The 13,382-nt window shown below is 65.8% G+C and carries 11 protein-coding genes; 5 read left to right on the top strand and 6 right to left on the bottom strand.

The genetic code is table 11. The features are described 5' to 3' along the window. Positions 1-225 precede the first annotated feature (225 nt). The 3 genes from manD to EYW49_RS05140 all read left to right on the top strand — a co-directional run bounded on the left by manD (position 226) and on the right by EYW49_RS05140 (position 4,101). A complete protein-coding gene (gene manD, locus EYW49_RS05150; protein WP_131306892.1) occupies positions 226-1,434 on the top strand; it encodes a D-mannonate dehydratase ManD in 1,209 nt (402 codons plus the stop codon). 14 nt (positions 1,435-1,448) lie between these two features. Then, complete coding sequence (locus EYW49_RS05145; RefSeq protein ID WP_131306890.1) at positions 1,449-2,471, top strand: Zn-dependent oxidoreductase; 1,023 nt, start codon at positions 1,449-1,451, stop codon at positions 2,469-2,471. 133 nt (positions 2,472-2,604) lie between these two features. Continuing rightward, the gene (locus EYW49_RS05140) at positions 2,605-4,101 is read left to right on the top strand and encodes a mannitol dehydrogenase family protein (RefSeq protein WP_131306888.1); all 1,497 of its coding nucleotides are present in this window, start codon (positions 2,605-2,607) and stop codon (positions 4,099-4,101) included. Between the two features lie 562 nt (positions 4,102-4,663). Here the strand turns inward: EYW49_RS05140 and EYW49_RS05135 are convergent. From EYW49_RS05135 to EYW49_RS05120, 4 genes are all read right to left on the bottom strand, one after another. After that, on the bottom strand, positions 4,664-5,998 hold the full coding sequence (locus EYW49_RS05135; RefSeq protein WP_131306886.1) for a GntT/GntP/DsdX family permease: 1,335 nt from the start codon (positions 5,996-5,998) through the stop codon (positions 4,664-4,666). 48 nt (positions 5,999-6,046) lie between these two features. After that, entirely contained in the window at positions 6,047-7,648 is a 1,602-nt protein-coding gene (locus tag EYW49_RS05130) for an FGGY-family carbohydrate kinase (RefSeq protein ID WP_206365387.1), read from the bottom strand. Between the two features lie 90 nt (positions 7,649-7,738). Then, positions 7,739-8,575: a class II fructose-bisphosphate aldolase gene (locus tag EYW49_RS05125; protein ID WP_131306884.1), complete on the bottom strand. Its 837-nt coding sequence runs from the start codon at positions 8,573-8,575 to the stop codon at positions 7,739-7,741. Then, positions 8,572-9,669, bottom strand: a complete 1,098-nt coding sequence (locus tag EYW49_RS05120; protein WP_131306882.1) for a 2-hydroxyacid dehydrogenase — start codon at positions 9,667-9,669, stop codon at positions 8,572-8,574. The genes EYW49_RS05125 and EYW49_RS05120 overlap by 4 nt, the downstream gene beginning before the upstream one ends. Positions 9,670-9,798: 129 nt before the next feature. Between EYW49_RS05120 and EYW49_RS05115 the strand changes: the two genes are divergently transcribed. Then, positions 9,799-10,518, top strand: coding sequence for an AraC family transcriptional regulator (locus tag EYW49_RS05115; protein WP_206365386.1), 720 nt, complete (start codon positions 9,799-9,801; stop codon positions 10,516-10,518). A gap of 507 nt (positions 10,519-11,025) precedes the next feature. Then, entirely contained in the window at positions 11,026-12,027 is a 1,002-nt protein-coding gene (locus EYW49_RS05110; RefSeq protein WP_131306878.1) for a LacI family DNA-binding transcriptional regulator, read from the top strand. 120 nt (positions 12,028-12,147) lie between these two features. On the opposite strand, the gene EYW49_RS05105 is transcribed toward EYW49_RS05110, so the two are convergent. Further along, positions 12,148-12,852: a tyrosine-type recombinase/integrase gene (locus EYW49_RS05105; protein ID WP_407695462.1), complete on the bottom strand. Its 705-nt coding sequence runs from the start codon at positions 12,850-12,852 to the stop codon at positions 12,148-12,150. A 57-nt stretch (positions 12,853-12,909) separates the two neighbouring features. Then, on the bottom strand, positions 12,910-13,341 hold the full coding sequence (locus tag EYW49_RS23710) for an SDR family NAD(P)-dependent oxidoreductase (RefSeq protein ID WP_131306874.1): 432 nt from the start codon (positions 13,339-13,341) through the stop codon (positions 12,910-12,912). Positions 13,342-13,382: the final 41 nt, after the last annotated feature.

Raw genomic sequence — 13,382 nt, 5'->3', positions numbered from 1 at the left:
CTGCGCCCCGCACCATCGCCAAAAGCCGCGCGTGCGATGGAAATTTCCCAATGAATTGAGCCCCTGAATTGGCATCTCGGCAGAATTCCAGCCGAGGGCATCACCTCCTCGACCCGTCGCAACCGATTTCAAAATATCTAAGTTACCCCCTGATCGTGCTATCTTGTATCCCACATGATGTGATGCTAAGACCGACGCGAACTGTTCGACGAAAGGTATCGCCCCATGAAAATCGTCCGCGCAGACGTGATCGTCACCTGCCCCGGCCGCAACTTCGTCACCCTCAAGATCGTCACCGACGACGGTGTCCATGGTCTCGGCGACGCCACCCTCAACGGGCGCGAGCTCGCCGTCGCCGCCTATCTGAAGGACCATGTCTGTCCGCTTCTGATCGGCCGCGACCCGCACCGGATCGAGGACATCTGGCAGTATCTGTACAAGGGCGCCTATTGGCGTCGCGGGCCGGTGACCATGTCGGCGATCGCCGCGGTCGACACCGCCCTGTGGGACATCAAGGCCAAGGTCGCCGGACTGCCGCTCTATCAGCTGCTCGGCGGCGCTTCCCGCGAGACCGTGATGGTCTATTCGCACGCGACCGGGCGTGACCTCGCCGAAGCGCTCGACGTCTACGGGCAGCATGTCGACCTGGGATACAAAGCCGTCCGCATCCAGTGCGGCGTTCCGGGCATGCGTTCGACCTACGGCGTCTCCAAGGACGGCGAAGCCTACGAGCCGGCCAAGGCGGGCCTGCCCGAAGAGCAGTACTGGTCGACCGAGAAATACCTCGACTTCGTACCGCGCCTCTTCGAGGGGGTCCGCGCCCGTTACGGCTTCGACACCCACCTTCTGCACGACTGCCATCATCGGTTGACGCCGATCGAGGCGGCCCGCCTCGGCAAGGCGATCGAGCCCTACCGGCTCTATTGGATGGAAGATCCGACCCCGGCCGAGAATCAACAATCCTTCGAGCTGATCCGCCGCCACACGGTGACGCCGCTCGCCGTCGGCGAGGTGTTCAATTCGATCTTCGACTGCAAGCAGCTGATCGAGGCGCAGCTGATCGACTACATCCGGGCGACGGTCGTCCATGCCGGCGGCATCACCCACCTGCGGCGGATCTTCGATTTCGCCGCGCTCCACAACGTGCGCTCGGGCAGCCACGGCGCGTCCGATCTGTCGCCGGTGTGCATGGGGGCCGCACTGCACCTCGATCTCGCCATCCCGAACTTCGGTGTTCAGGAATTCATGGGTTATCCGGCCGAGGCGCTGGAGGTCTTCCCGCACGCCTGGCGCTTCGATCGCGGCACGATGCACCCCGGCGAGGCCCCCGGCCACGGCGTCGACATCGATGAGAAGCTCGCCGCGCGCTTCCCTTATCGCCCCGCCTATCTGCCCGTCGCCCGTCTCGACGACGGCACCCTGTGCAACTGGTGAGAGGAGATCGCGCCATGAAGAGCCTCGTAGTCGAAGGGCCCGGCCGCATGGCCGTCATCGAGCGTCCGATCCCCGTTCCGGCCCCGGGCGAAGTTCGCGTGAAGATCGAGCGCGCCGGGATCTGCGGTTCCGACGTGCATATTTTCCACGGGACCAATCCCTTCGTTCAGTATCCGCGGACCATCGGCCACGAGTTCTTCGGTCACATCGAGGCCCTGGGCGCCGGCGCTACGGCCAAGATCGGTACCCGCGTGGTGATCGACCCCGTCGTCGCCTGCGGGCACTGCTACCCCTGTTCGATCGGACGACCGAACGTCTGCGACCATCTGCAGGTGATCGGCGTCCATCGTGACGGTGGCTTCGCGGAGTTCGCCTGCGTTCCCGAAGGCAATGCCCATGCCGTTCCCTACGCGATGCCGGACGAGCGGGCGACACTGGTGGAACCCTTCACCATCGCCGCCAACATCACCGACCGGACGGGCGCGTCCGAGCGCGACGTCGCCCTCGTCTATGGCGCCGGTCCCATCGGCCTGACGGTGATTCAGGTTCTGAAACACGTCTATGGGGTCCGGCAGCTGATCGTTTCCGACCAGATCGACGCGCGACTCGACCTCGCCCTGGCCAGTGGTGCCGATCAGGTGATCAACGGCGGCAAGGTTTCTCTCCTCGAGACGCTGAAGGCGGCCGGGATTCGACCGACCCTGATCATCGACGCCGCCTGCCATCCGTCGATTCTCGCCGAGGCCGTCGAGATCGCTTCGCCCGCGGCGCGGATCGGCATCATGGGCTTCTCCAGCGAGCCTTCGGCCCTGGTGCAGCAGAAGGTGACCGCCAAGGAACTGGCGATCCACTCCTCGCGCCTCAACGGGGGCAAGTTCGACAAGGTGATCGGCTGGTTCGCGCGCGGCCTGTTGGCGCCCGAGAAACTGCTCACCCACCGTTTTGCGCTCTCCGACTGGCAGGCCGCCTTCGACGCCTTCGAGAACGATCCGGTCGGCTGCTGCAAGGTCCAGTTCGATCTGACCACCGCGTCCTGATCGACGGCCTCCGCCGGCGCCGTCCACCGGCACGAGCCGCCGCGGGGCGCGCCGGATTCTCTGCCCTCCCATCCTTTCCGACAGGCCGGCGGGGACCGATCCGTGGTCCCTCTCCGACGAGAAGGCGCACCCCATGTCGAACCTCACCGATCTCCCCCGCCTGTCCGCAGCGACGATCGCGGCTCTGCCGATCTCCGTCCGCCGCCCGACATACGACCGCGAGGCCGTGACCCCGGGCATCGTCCATCTCGGCATCGGCGCCTTCTGTCGCGCCCACCTCGGCGTCTATACCGACGAGGTCTTGGCGACCGGCGTGAAGGACTGGGGGATCGTCGGCGTCGATCTCCTCGCGCTCGACATGCGGGCGGCGCTGAAGCCTCAGGATTGCCTCTACACGAAGCTCGAGCGCATCGCGGGCGAAGATCGCCTGCAGGTGATCGGTTCCTTTCTCGACATCCTGACGACGATCGATCAGGAGACCGAAGTGCTGGCCCTGATGTGCCGCCCGGACATCCGGATCATCACGATCACCGTCACCGAGAAGGGCTATTGTCAGGACGCCGCCACCGGCACTCTCGACGAGACCCACCCCGCCATCCGCGCCGATCTGGAGAACCCGCGCACGCCGAAGACCGTGCCCGGCCTCCTCACCGAGGCGATCCGCCGCCGCCGCGAGCAGGGCGTGCCGGCCTTCACCGTGCTCTCCTGCGACAACCTCGCCCAGAACGGCGTCACCGCGCGCCGCATCGTCACCCGTTTCGCCGAGCTCGTCGACCCCGACCTGGGCGGCTTCGTCGCTGCGACCATCGCCTTCCCCTGCACCATGGTCGATCGCATCACCCCGGCGACCAGGGACGCGGAGCGAGATGCGGTGAAGGCTGGGCTCGGTCTCGTCGACGCCTGGCCGGTGGTCACCGAGCCGTTCCGTCAATGGGTGATCGAAGACAACTTCCCCACCGGCCGCCCAGCCTGGGAGAAAGCCGGTGCGATCCTGACCGACGACGTCCATCCCTTCGAGACGATGAAGCTGCGCTGCCTCAATGGTGCCCATTCGCTCCTCGCCTATCTCTCCGTCCTGCTCGGCATCGAGACGGTGGCGGAAGCCATGGCCGACCCGCATCTGCCGCGGGTCATCCGGCGGCTGTGGGACGAGGACCTGATCGCCACGGTTCCGCCCGTCCCCGGCACCGACGTCACCGCCTACACGCACGACCTCGAGGGACGCTTCGTCAATCCCGAGATCCGCCACCTGACGATCCAGATCTCCTCCGATGGTTCGCAGAAGCTGGGCCCGCGCTGGCTCGAGGCGGCGGGCGAGATCCTCGCCGAGGGGGGATGCCCGAAGGTGATCCCCCTCGGCGTCGCCGCCTGGGCGCTGTTCCTGCTGCGATCCGACGGCAACGGGCGGACGTGGGGGGTCGCCGACCCGATAGCCGAACGGTTGACGGCGATCGCGGCCGCCAATGCGCACAGTGCCGCCGCGCTGGTCGACGGGCTCTTGGCGGTTCGCGAGATCTTCCCCGAGGGCGTGGCGGCGAATCCCGCTTTCCACGCCGCAGTCGTGGCTCGCGTCGAAGCGATCCGCCGCTTCGGAGCACGCGGTGCGATCGAGGCCTTTCTTGCCGAGTGAGGCGGATGGCGGACGAACCCGCTGTTCCCGACCCACCCGGGTGCCGTGCCATCGCATCGGATCGTCTGCGCGTACGGCCGACGGCATGTCCATGAAGGCGTGCGGATTTCCGCCGCACCCCTCCAGAAGATCCAAACCTCTTGCGGGGACAGGCGATGCCGATGACAGGAGCGCAACATCAACGCGTCGGTCGATCCGCGTCGGGCGAATTACGGTGGATCTGATCGACGCACGAACCGCCTCTGTTCCGGTGCAACCGGGTTCGATTTCCATCGCCATGCTGTAATCGTTGCGCGAATATGGGTCGCCCCTGCACCGTCTGCCGGTCTGCGTCATCGCGGCCGGTGAGCTCGCGGTGCACCCGCGCCATCGCGCCCGGCAGCACCGATTTCTCGAACGGAGCACCGTTGCGCAGAGCTCCGGGCCGGCGGGCGAGCACCGCCAGGCGAGCCCGAGGATCGTAGGCCGCCTCGTCGCGCGAAATGTCCGCCGTCGACGCCCGCGAGAAAGGAACTCGCGACCATCGACGGCGGACTCTTGCTTGAGGCTCGGCTGTTTCGTTTCAGACGATCTGCGCCAAGACCAGCACGCCGGCGAGGCCGATGACGGCGGCGATCGTCGTCGACGCCGTCCACGTCGCGTACATCGCCTTCATCGGGATCCCCAGGCTCTCCTTGACGAACCAGAAGCCGGAGTCGGTGACGTGCGACGCGCCGATCGCGCCGGCGCCCACGGCCACGGCGACCAGCGCGGGGTCGAGGGTCGGATAGTTGGCGAGCACCGGCATGATGAAGCCGACGCCGGTCATCATCGCCACCGTCGCGCTGCCGATGGCGAAGCGCATCAGGATCGCGATCATCCAGGCCATGATCAACGGGCTGATGTGGACCGCGGTGAGGACCTGCTTGAGGGCATCCCCCATCCCGCAATCCATGATCACGCGATTGAAGGAACCGGCGGCGCCGATCACCAGGATGATCGAGGCCATCGGACCCATGCAGGCTTCGGTCTGGCGACCGAGGGTCTCGAGCGAGAAGCCGCGGCCGATGCCGAGAACCACATAGGTCAAGGTCGCCGAGATGAAGAGCGCCACGATCGGATTGCCGAGGAAATTGACGACCGGCATGAAGGCGGCGTCTTTGGCGGCGAACAGTTCGAACACGGTCTTGTTGATCATCAGCAGCAGCGGGAACAGCATCGCGAACAGCGTGATGCCGAAGGGCGGCAATTCGGCGTCGGTCTTGGTGGTGCCGGTGGCGGCGGCCAGGGGGGCTTCGACGTCGTAGAACCGCGAGATGTACTTGCCGAAGACCGGGCCGGCCAGGGCCGCAGCGGGCAGTCCGACGAGCAATCCGAAGAAGATCACCTTGCCGACGTCCGCCTTGAGGGACAGGGCGATCGCCATGGCGGCCGGATGCGGCGGCACGATGCAATGAACCGTGATCAGACCCGCGACCATCGCCAGCCCGACCTGCAGGATGGGCAGTTTGGCTTCCTTGGCGACGCTGAACAACAACGGCATCAAGAGCACGACACCGACCTGAAAGAAGACCGGAATACCGCAGACGTAGCCCACCACCAACATCGCCCAGTGGGCCCGGGATTTGCCCATCGCGCCGATGAGCGTTCGAGCGAGACGTTCGGCGCCACCGGAAATCTCCATGAGCTTACCGATGATCGCGCCGAGCGCGAGGATCGGGGCGAGGAATCCGAGCGTGCCGCCCATGCCCGACTCGATCGAGCCACCGATCTTGCCGAGCGGCATCCCGGTGGTCAGCCCGACCAGCAGACAGGCCGTCATCAGCGACAGGAAGGCGTTGATCTTGAATTGGATGCACATCACGATGATGAGCACGATCGAAAGACCGAGAATCGACAGTGCGAAGCCGTTGCTCATTGCTTCCCCCATTTGCTTCTGTTGTGTTCTTTTTGACTGCTCTGCGCTTCACTCCAGAGTTTCTGCGAACATGTCGTAGACCTTCGCTTCGTTGAGCGCCGAATAGAGGGTGTCTTTCCGTTCGATCATTCGACGATATTTGCGATGATGACCCTCGATCGGCAGGTACTGCTGTGGATCGCGATCGAGAATCGTTCGAAACGCCGTGTGGTAGTCCGGGTACAGACCGAGCGTGACGGCTGCACTCATCAGCGCACCGAGCGACGAGGCTTCGTTGTTGTCGTAGCGCTGGACGATCTTGCCGAACGAGTCGGCCTGGATCTGGTTGAACGAATCCAGGCAGGTCAGGCCGCCGGCGACGCGCACCGCGTTGATCGGAACGCCGAGCCCTTCCAGCAGCGCCAGATCACTGGCGATCTCGAAGGCGATGCCTTCGACCACCGCCCGCGCCATGTCCGCTCGGGTCGAGGCCATCGAAAGGTTGAAGAAGATGCCGCGGGCGAGGGGGTTCCAGTAGGGCGCGGCACTGCCTTCGAAGTGCGGAACCAGCAGGATTCCCTTGGCCCCGACCGGCGCGGCCGCGGCTTCTGCGTTCATCAACTCGTAGTTCTTGTTTCCGTCCGAATAGAACTGCTCCATGAACCATCGGTGCACGAGGCCGGTCGTGAAGATCCCGGCTTCGACGATCCAAGTACCGGGAATGGCGCCGGCACTGCACAGCGTCCGGCATTCGTCGTGGAAACGAGGCTGATCCGAGTAGGCGATGACGAACGAACCGGTCCCGGTGTTGGCTTCGGCATCGCCGTCGGCGAGGACGTTGAGCGCGAGCGCCGCGCACTGCTGATCGCCGCCGCCCAAGATCACCGGCGTCCCGGCCCGGAGGCCGGTCAGCGCGGCGAAGTCCTCGGTCAGGCCACCGATCTCGGAACCCGGCGGAACCAGATCCGGCAACAGTGCCCGATCGATTCCGGAGGCGGCGAGCAACTCCTCGTCCCACTCGAACGTGGCGATGTTCATCAACATCGTCCGGCAGGCTTGGCTGTGGTCGGTGACGAACCGGCCGGTCATCAGATAGACGACGTAGTCCTGCACTCCGATGAGCTTGTGCGACTTCTCGTAGATCTGCGGGCGGAACTCTTTCAGCCACATCATCTTCGGAGCGGAGAAATACGGGTTGGCCCGCAAACCCGTCCGGCGATAGAGGGCCTCGAGGGAGAACTGGGCGAGCAGCGCCTCGCATTGGGCGATGCTGCGCTTGTCCTGCCACATCAGCGCCTTGTGCAGCGGCTGTCCGTCGATGTCGATCGGAATGACCGAGGCCCTTTGCGAGGTGATCGCCACCGCCTCGATGGTCAGTCCCTTGACGGTGACGTGCGCGCCGATGTCGTGCAGGCTCTCGAGCAGAGCCGACTTCCAAGTTTCCGGGTCCTGCTCGACGTAGCTGGGTTTGCGTCCGAATTCGGAATCGTAGGGCCTCGATGCGGAAAAGAGGAGATGGCCTGCTCGTGTGTAGAGAATGGCCTTGAGGCTCGAAGTTCCGACGTCGATGACGAGAATGTTCTCCATTTCGCCTCCTGGGCGATCGACGATACGTGGGCTGCCGAGCAATTTTTGGCATGCGACTTCGCTTTCCCTGCTCCACGAGTTCACGTGGAGCAGGGTTGGCGAGGCGGTTCGCAGGCGGAATGCTCGGATCCGAACGGGAGGATCGGGACGACCGGGTGGCCGCTCCCCATTCGCTCAGGCGTTACGGAACAGACCCATGTACTTGCCGACCACGTCCTTGACTGCGCCGACCGTCAGACGGCCGACTTGTGAAAGATGCGTTTCCCCACCGGATCCCAAATGTGCCCTGATCAAGTCGAGGGCATGCATCGAGATCTCTGTATTGACGTTGATTTTGGCGATTCCATCGGTGATGCATTCCAGGATTATCTGCTCCGGTGTGCCGGATCCGCCGTGCAGGACGAGCGGAATCGGGCAGACGGCGGCGATCTTCTTCAAGACGCCGACATCGACTTTCGGTGTTCCCTTGTACATTCCGTGCACGGTGCCGATCGACACGGCGAGGGCGTCGACTTTCGTCTCCGCGACGAAGCGTTCGGCTTCGGCAGGCGAGGTGTAGATCTCCTCGCCCTCCTCTTCGTTGGAGTGGGCACCCTTGGCCAAGGCGCCGAGTTCGGCCTCGACGCCGACGCCGGCGGCATGAGCGACCCGCACCACACGCGCCGTCTCGGCCAGGTTCTCTTCGAACGGCAGGGCGGAGCCGTCGAACATCACCGAGGTGAAGCCGGCCTTGATCGCTCGAACGATCGTCTCGAAGGATTTGCAGTGATCGAGATGGAGGACGATCGGGGTGGCGACCTGCGCCGACATGGTCGTGACGAGACCGGCGACCTCGTCCAGTTCCATGTTGGGCAGATAACCGGCACCGAAGGCGACGATCGCCGGCTGTCCGAGATCCCGGCTGGTCTCGATGACGCCGCGGATCGTCTCGTAGCCGTAGACGTTGAAGGACCCGACCGCGTAGTGCTCGCGGCGCGCCGTCGCGAGCATCTCGGCGAAGGACGCTTTCATTGCCGCACTCCTTTCAGCCAAGCCTCGAAGCCCGCGTCCTGCAGCACTTCGGGGTTGGCGATGCCGACCGGCCGATCGCCGGCGAAGAGCTTGGCGATGTCGTCGAACAACAGGTCCGGCGACCGCGTCAGGGCTTCGCGGGTGGTCCCGGCGATGTGCGTGGTGAGCGTCACATTGTCGAGCTCGAGGATTTCGCTCGCCGGATCGATCGGCTCGGTGGGATGGACATCGAGCCCGGCGCCGGCGATGCGACCGGACTTCAGAGCCTCGACCAGCGCCTTCTGATCGACCAGACCCGCCCGTGCGGTGTTGACGATGTAGGCCGTCGGCTTCATCAGGGCGAAATCGCTCGCCCCGATCAGAGGCACACCCCCCGGCAGCAGACGGGCATGCAGCGAGATGAAGTCGGCCTCGCGCAGCAGCGTCTCCTTGTCGACGGCCTTGCCACCGATCGCTTCGATCTCGGCCGGATCGACGTAGGTGTCGTGGACCAGCAGGTTGACGTCGAAGCCGGACAGCTTGCGAGCCACTCGCCGGCCGATGAACCCGAAGCCGAACAGACCGACGGTCTTGCCCTTCAGTTCCGGCACGCAGGCCGAATTCGAGAACTTCTTGCGCCAGACACCGTTCTTGATCGCCATGTGGGCCCGGGCGATGTTGCGGCTCTCCGCCAGGATCAGGCCGACGGCGAAGTCGGACACCGCTTCGGCGTTGCGTCCCATCACGTTGAAGACGAGGATGCCGCGGGCCGTGGCTTCCTTGACGTTGACGTTCTCGACGCCGGCGCGGGCGACGCCGGCGATCCGCAGCTTGGGCATCGCGTCCATGACCTTGGACGAGATCGCCAGGAAGAGACCGGACAGCAACTCCGCATCGCCACCCTGCTCGAGGATGAGCGGCTCGACGATTTCGACTTCGGGACCTTGCTTTTCGACCACTAGCCGGCGAGTCTGAAGTCTATCCCAGTCGGTTTCCCAATCTCCGACCCGGAGATCGTCGACATAGGGGCCGAGGCGCGCCTTCAAGGAAGCTTCGAATGCGTCGCCCTGGATCATGGCATCACCGATGGCCAGGGCCTTGAACTTTCGTGGCATGGGGTTTCTCCTTTCCCGACCCGATGATATCAGGAGCCCTACGGACGTCTTTCGGCGACGCGCCAATCGATGTTCGCGATCCGACAAGGTGAGCCGATGGACCAGTTGCCGCGCCCGGTGTTTGCGCGCGTGAAGACGCTCCCCGGGGGGAACCGCAACCCCTGGCACAAACATTCCTGGGCCCAGCTGACCTATGCGATCAAAGGCGTGTTGTTGGTCCACAGCGACCTCGGAACCTTTCTCGCGCCGCCGCACTGGGCGGTGTGGATTCCGCCGGAGGTGACGCACGAAGTGATCGCGTCGGTTCGCACCGAACGGCGCAACTTCTTCATCGATCCGAGCGAGACGGATTGGATCGCCGACCGCTGTCGGGTTCTCGAGGTCACGCCGCTGATGCGCGAACTGATCCGGGCGGTCGCGGCGCTGCCGGTCGCATACGATCTGGCGGGGCCGGACGGACGTCTCGTCCGCGTGTTCCTCGATCAACTCGTCGGTCTGAACGAGTCGCAGTTCCATCTGCCGATGCCGAAGACCCCGGCCTTGCTCGAGAGCTGCACCAATCTGCTGCGTTCGCCCGACACCGAGCTGACGGTGCTCGACATCGCCAAGACCGCGGCGCTGTCGGAACGCACGCTCGAGCGGACGTTCCTGCGCGAGACCGGTCTGTCGTTTCGGGAATGGCGGGTCAAGTTCAAGCTGATGATGGCGATCGGCTCGCTGGAGGCGACCCGCAACGTCAGCACCACTGCCTATGCGACCGGCTACGAGACCACCTCGTCGTTCATCGCTGCGTTCAAACGGCAGTTCGGCAAGACACCCGGCACCTTTCTCAAGACGCTCGACGATTGAATCATCGCCGGCCGTGGCGCCCGATTGCCCCGCCGGCCGCGGGCCGTCCCGGTCGGCCGCCGGGATCGGGCGACCGATTGGTCCCCCCTCGGCCGCGGGGCTCGGAATCCGTGGCTGCAGGTCCGTCCGGTTTCGTCGATCGATCGGTGCCGGTGCCCGACGTCGGTCGGCATCGTCGACGTGAGCGGCGCCATCGCCGGCCTGTGATCGCGTCCCACCCATGGAGTGTCCGCCTTCGATCGACGGTTTCTTCATTTTCGCGATGTGGCAGCGCTGCCAATTTCAGGTGCAAGCCTGCCTTCTTGGAATTTCCAAGGGTAAGCCAAATTGGCAGCGCTGCCAATCGTGATGGGGCCCGACTTTCGACGGAGTGCGGGGGCACTCCGACGCCGATCGATCGGCGGCCGCTCGCCTTGCGCCGACGCGGCCGGCTTCACATAGTGCCGGCTTCGATCGTCGCGTCGTCGCGCCTGCCGGTCTGCGCCGAACATCCCCGGAGAGCCAGCCATGCCCGATCCCGGTTCACACGCGGCGGTGACGATCTCGGACGTCGCACGCGAAGCCGGTCTCGGCGAGAGCACGGTCTCGCGGGTCCTGCGCGGGCGCGGGGCGGTCTCCGAGACGGCGCGCGCCAAGGTGACGGCCGCGGTCGCCAAGCTCGGCTATGTCCCCAACCGCATCGCCGGCACGCTGGCGTCGCCGGGTTCGCGGCTGATCGCCTTCGTCATCCCGTCGGTCACCAACATCGTCTTCGCCGACGTCTTGTCGGGCGCCGAGGCAGTTCTGACCGAACGCGACCGCCAAGCGGTCTTCGCGGTGTCCGGCTACGACCCGACCCGGGAAGAGCGGCTGATCGAATCGATGCTGGCCTGGCGCCCTTCCGGACTGGTGGTCGCCGGCATCGAACACACTCAGCGAGCTCGGACGATGATGCTCGGCGCCGGTCTGCGCGTCGTCGAAATCTTCGACACCGACGGGACCGGCCTGGATCTGGTCGTCGGCTTTTCCAATCGCGCCGCCGGCGCGGCGAGCGCCCGCCACCTCGTCGACCGCGGACGCCGCCGGATCGGCTACGTCGGCCACGACATCGAGCGGGACCGGCGCGCCGGCAAGCGGTTCGAGGGATTCGTCACCGGTCTCGGTGAAGCCGGGGTGAGTCTGGTCGACCGCGAGATCATCTCCGGCCATTCCTCCGTCGAGGGTGGGCGCATCGCTCTGGCCGCGCTCGTGTCGCGCGCCCCCGCCCTCGACGCGGTCTACTTCTCCAACGACGACATGGCACTCGGGGGCTATTTCGAGTGTCTGGCGAGCGGTATCGCGGTCCCCGGACGTCTGGCGCTGATGGGTTACAACGGCCTCGACGTCGCTCAGCAGGCGCCGCTCGCCCTCACGACCATCCGAACCCCTCGCCGCCGCGTTGGCGAGATGGCGGCGCGGTTGCTGTGCACCGACGCCGATCCCGGCACCTACGACCTCGGCTTCGAACTGCTGCCCGGAGCGACCGTCTGAACCGACCGTCCCGCCGACCTCGGGAGTTCTTCGGGAGATCGACATCGAGCCGGAACGAGCTGTTCCGCGGGGGCCTCGATTTTCATCGCCGTGCCGCCTCGTCGCGGCCAAATGGTCTGCTCAGGCTTCCATCATCGCCCGACGTTTTTCGAGTGCATCCCCGCGGCGGTCGGCCTGCTCGACCGAGTTGCCGACGACGTGGGCGAGTGCCGCCTCGGCGACCTCTCGAGGGAACGGCGTGCACGCGCCGCACCCGTCGCGGAAGGACGATCGGAAGCCGTGAGGTCCGAAGCCGGTCTCGCCCACCCGCACCAGCGACTGCTCGAACGCCATGCTCGACAGCGGTTGTCCTCGCCGGCTGCTCGGGAACAGGTGGGCGTCCGGTTCCGCGCTCTCGCGTCGTTTCGTCGCCTCGTTCAGGACCTCGATCGCTCGGATCGACAACGGCACGCGGTGCTCACGGCCCGCCTTCATTCGACCTGCGGGAACCGTCCAGACTTTCGAGGCGAGGTCGATCTCGGCCCAGGTGGCGCCGGTCACCTCGCCGGTGCGAGCGGCGGTCAGCATCCGGAATTCGAGCGCTCGCGCGGCAAGGGCCGCACAGGCGGCCGATGAAGGCGGGGACGTCACGTAGGGCATCGCCGGCCGATGGCCGCGCTGGAGCTTCTGGCGACGCGGCAACAGGTGGTCGAGGTGCCCGCGCCACTGGGCGGGATTCTCACCGGTCCGCCACCCCGTCACCTCGGCGGCGGCCGGGACCTTCTCGACGCGCCCGCGGAGGCGGGAAGCCTTCTCCTGCTTGGTTGCCCGGAGCGGCTTGAGGATGTCGACGATGTCCTAGGTGGTGACGGTGTCGATGACCTTCTTGCGGATCGAGGCGCACTAGGCATCGCCCAGGGTCTGCTTCCACTGGTCGATGGGCTTCTCGTCGCGGAAGCCGGATTCGATCGTGCCGATCGATACGTCGGCGAAGGCCCCGAAGCTCGGCGTCTCGGCTTCTCCGGCCTCCGCGACCTTCTTGCGCTCGATCGGGTCGACCCCGGCCTTCACCGTCTTCCGGACGTCGGCGACGAGTTCACGAGCCTCCATCGGGCCGGCGTCGACCGAGGGCTGCGACTGCACGTCGATCTCGACCGTCCGGAGGTCGAGGCCGGTGTCGGCGGCGTGTTTCGCGATCGCCGCGGCGTTGGCGGCGTTGCGGTCGGCGATGTCGCGCATCGAGGCCCAGACGGTGTGTCCGGCGCGGGCCAGCGCTTCGGCGGTGAGCCGGCCGAAGCCGCTCGACGCGCCGGTGACGAGAATGATCCGATTCATGGCAAGGATCCTCGGTTCGCTTCGGAGGTGAGTGGGGCGGG

Origin of the sequence: Siculibacillus lacustris, from assembly GCF_004328075.1 — a bacterium.
In the GTDB taxonomy this organism is placed as follows: Bacteria; Pseudomonadota; Alphaproteobacteria; order Rhizobiales; family Ancalomicrobiaceae; genus Siculibacillus; species Siculibacillus lacustris.
This window is presented reverse-complemented; position numbering and strand designations above follow the sequence as displayed.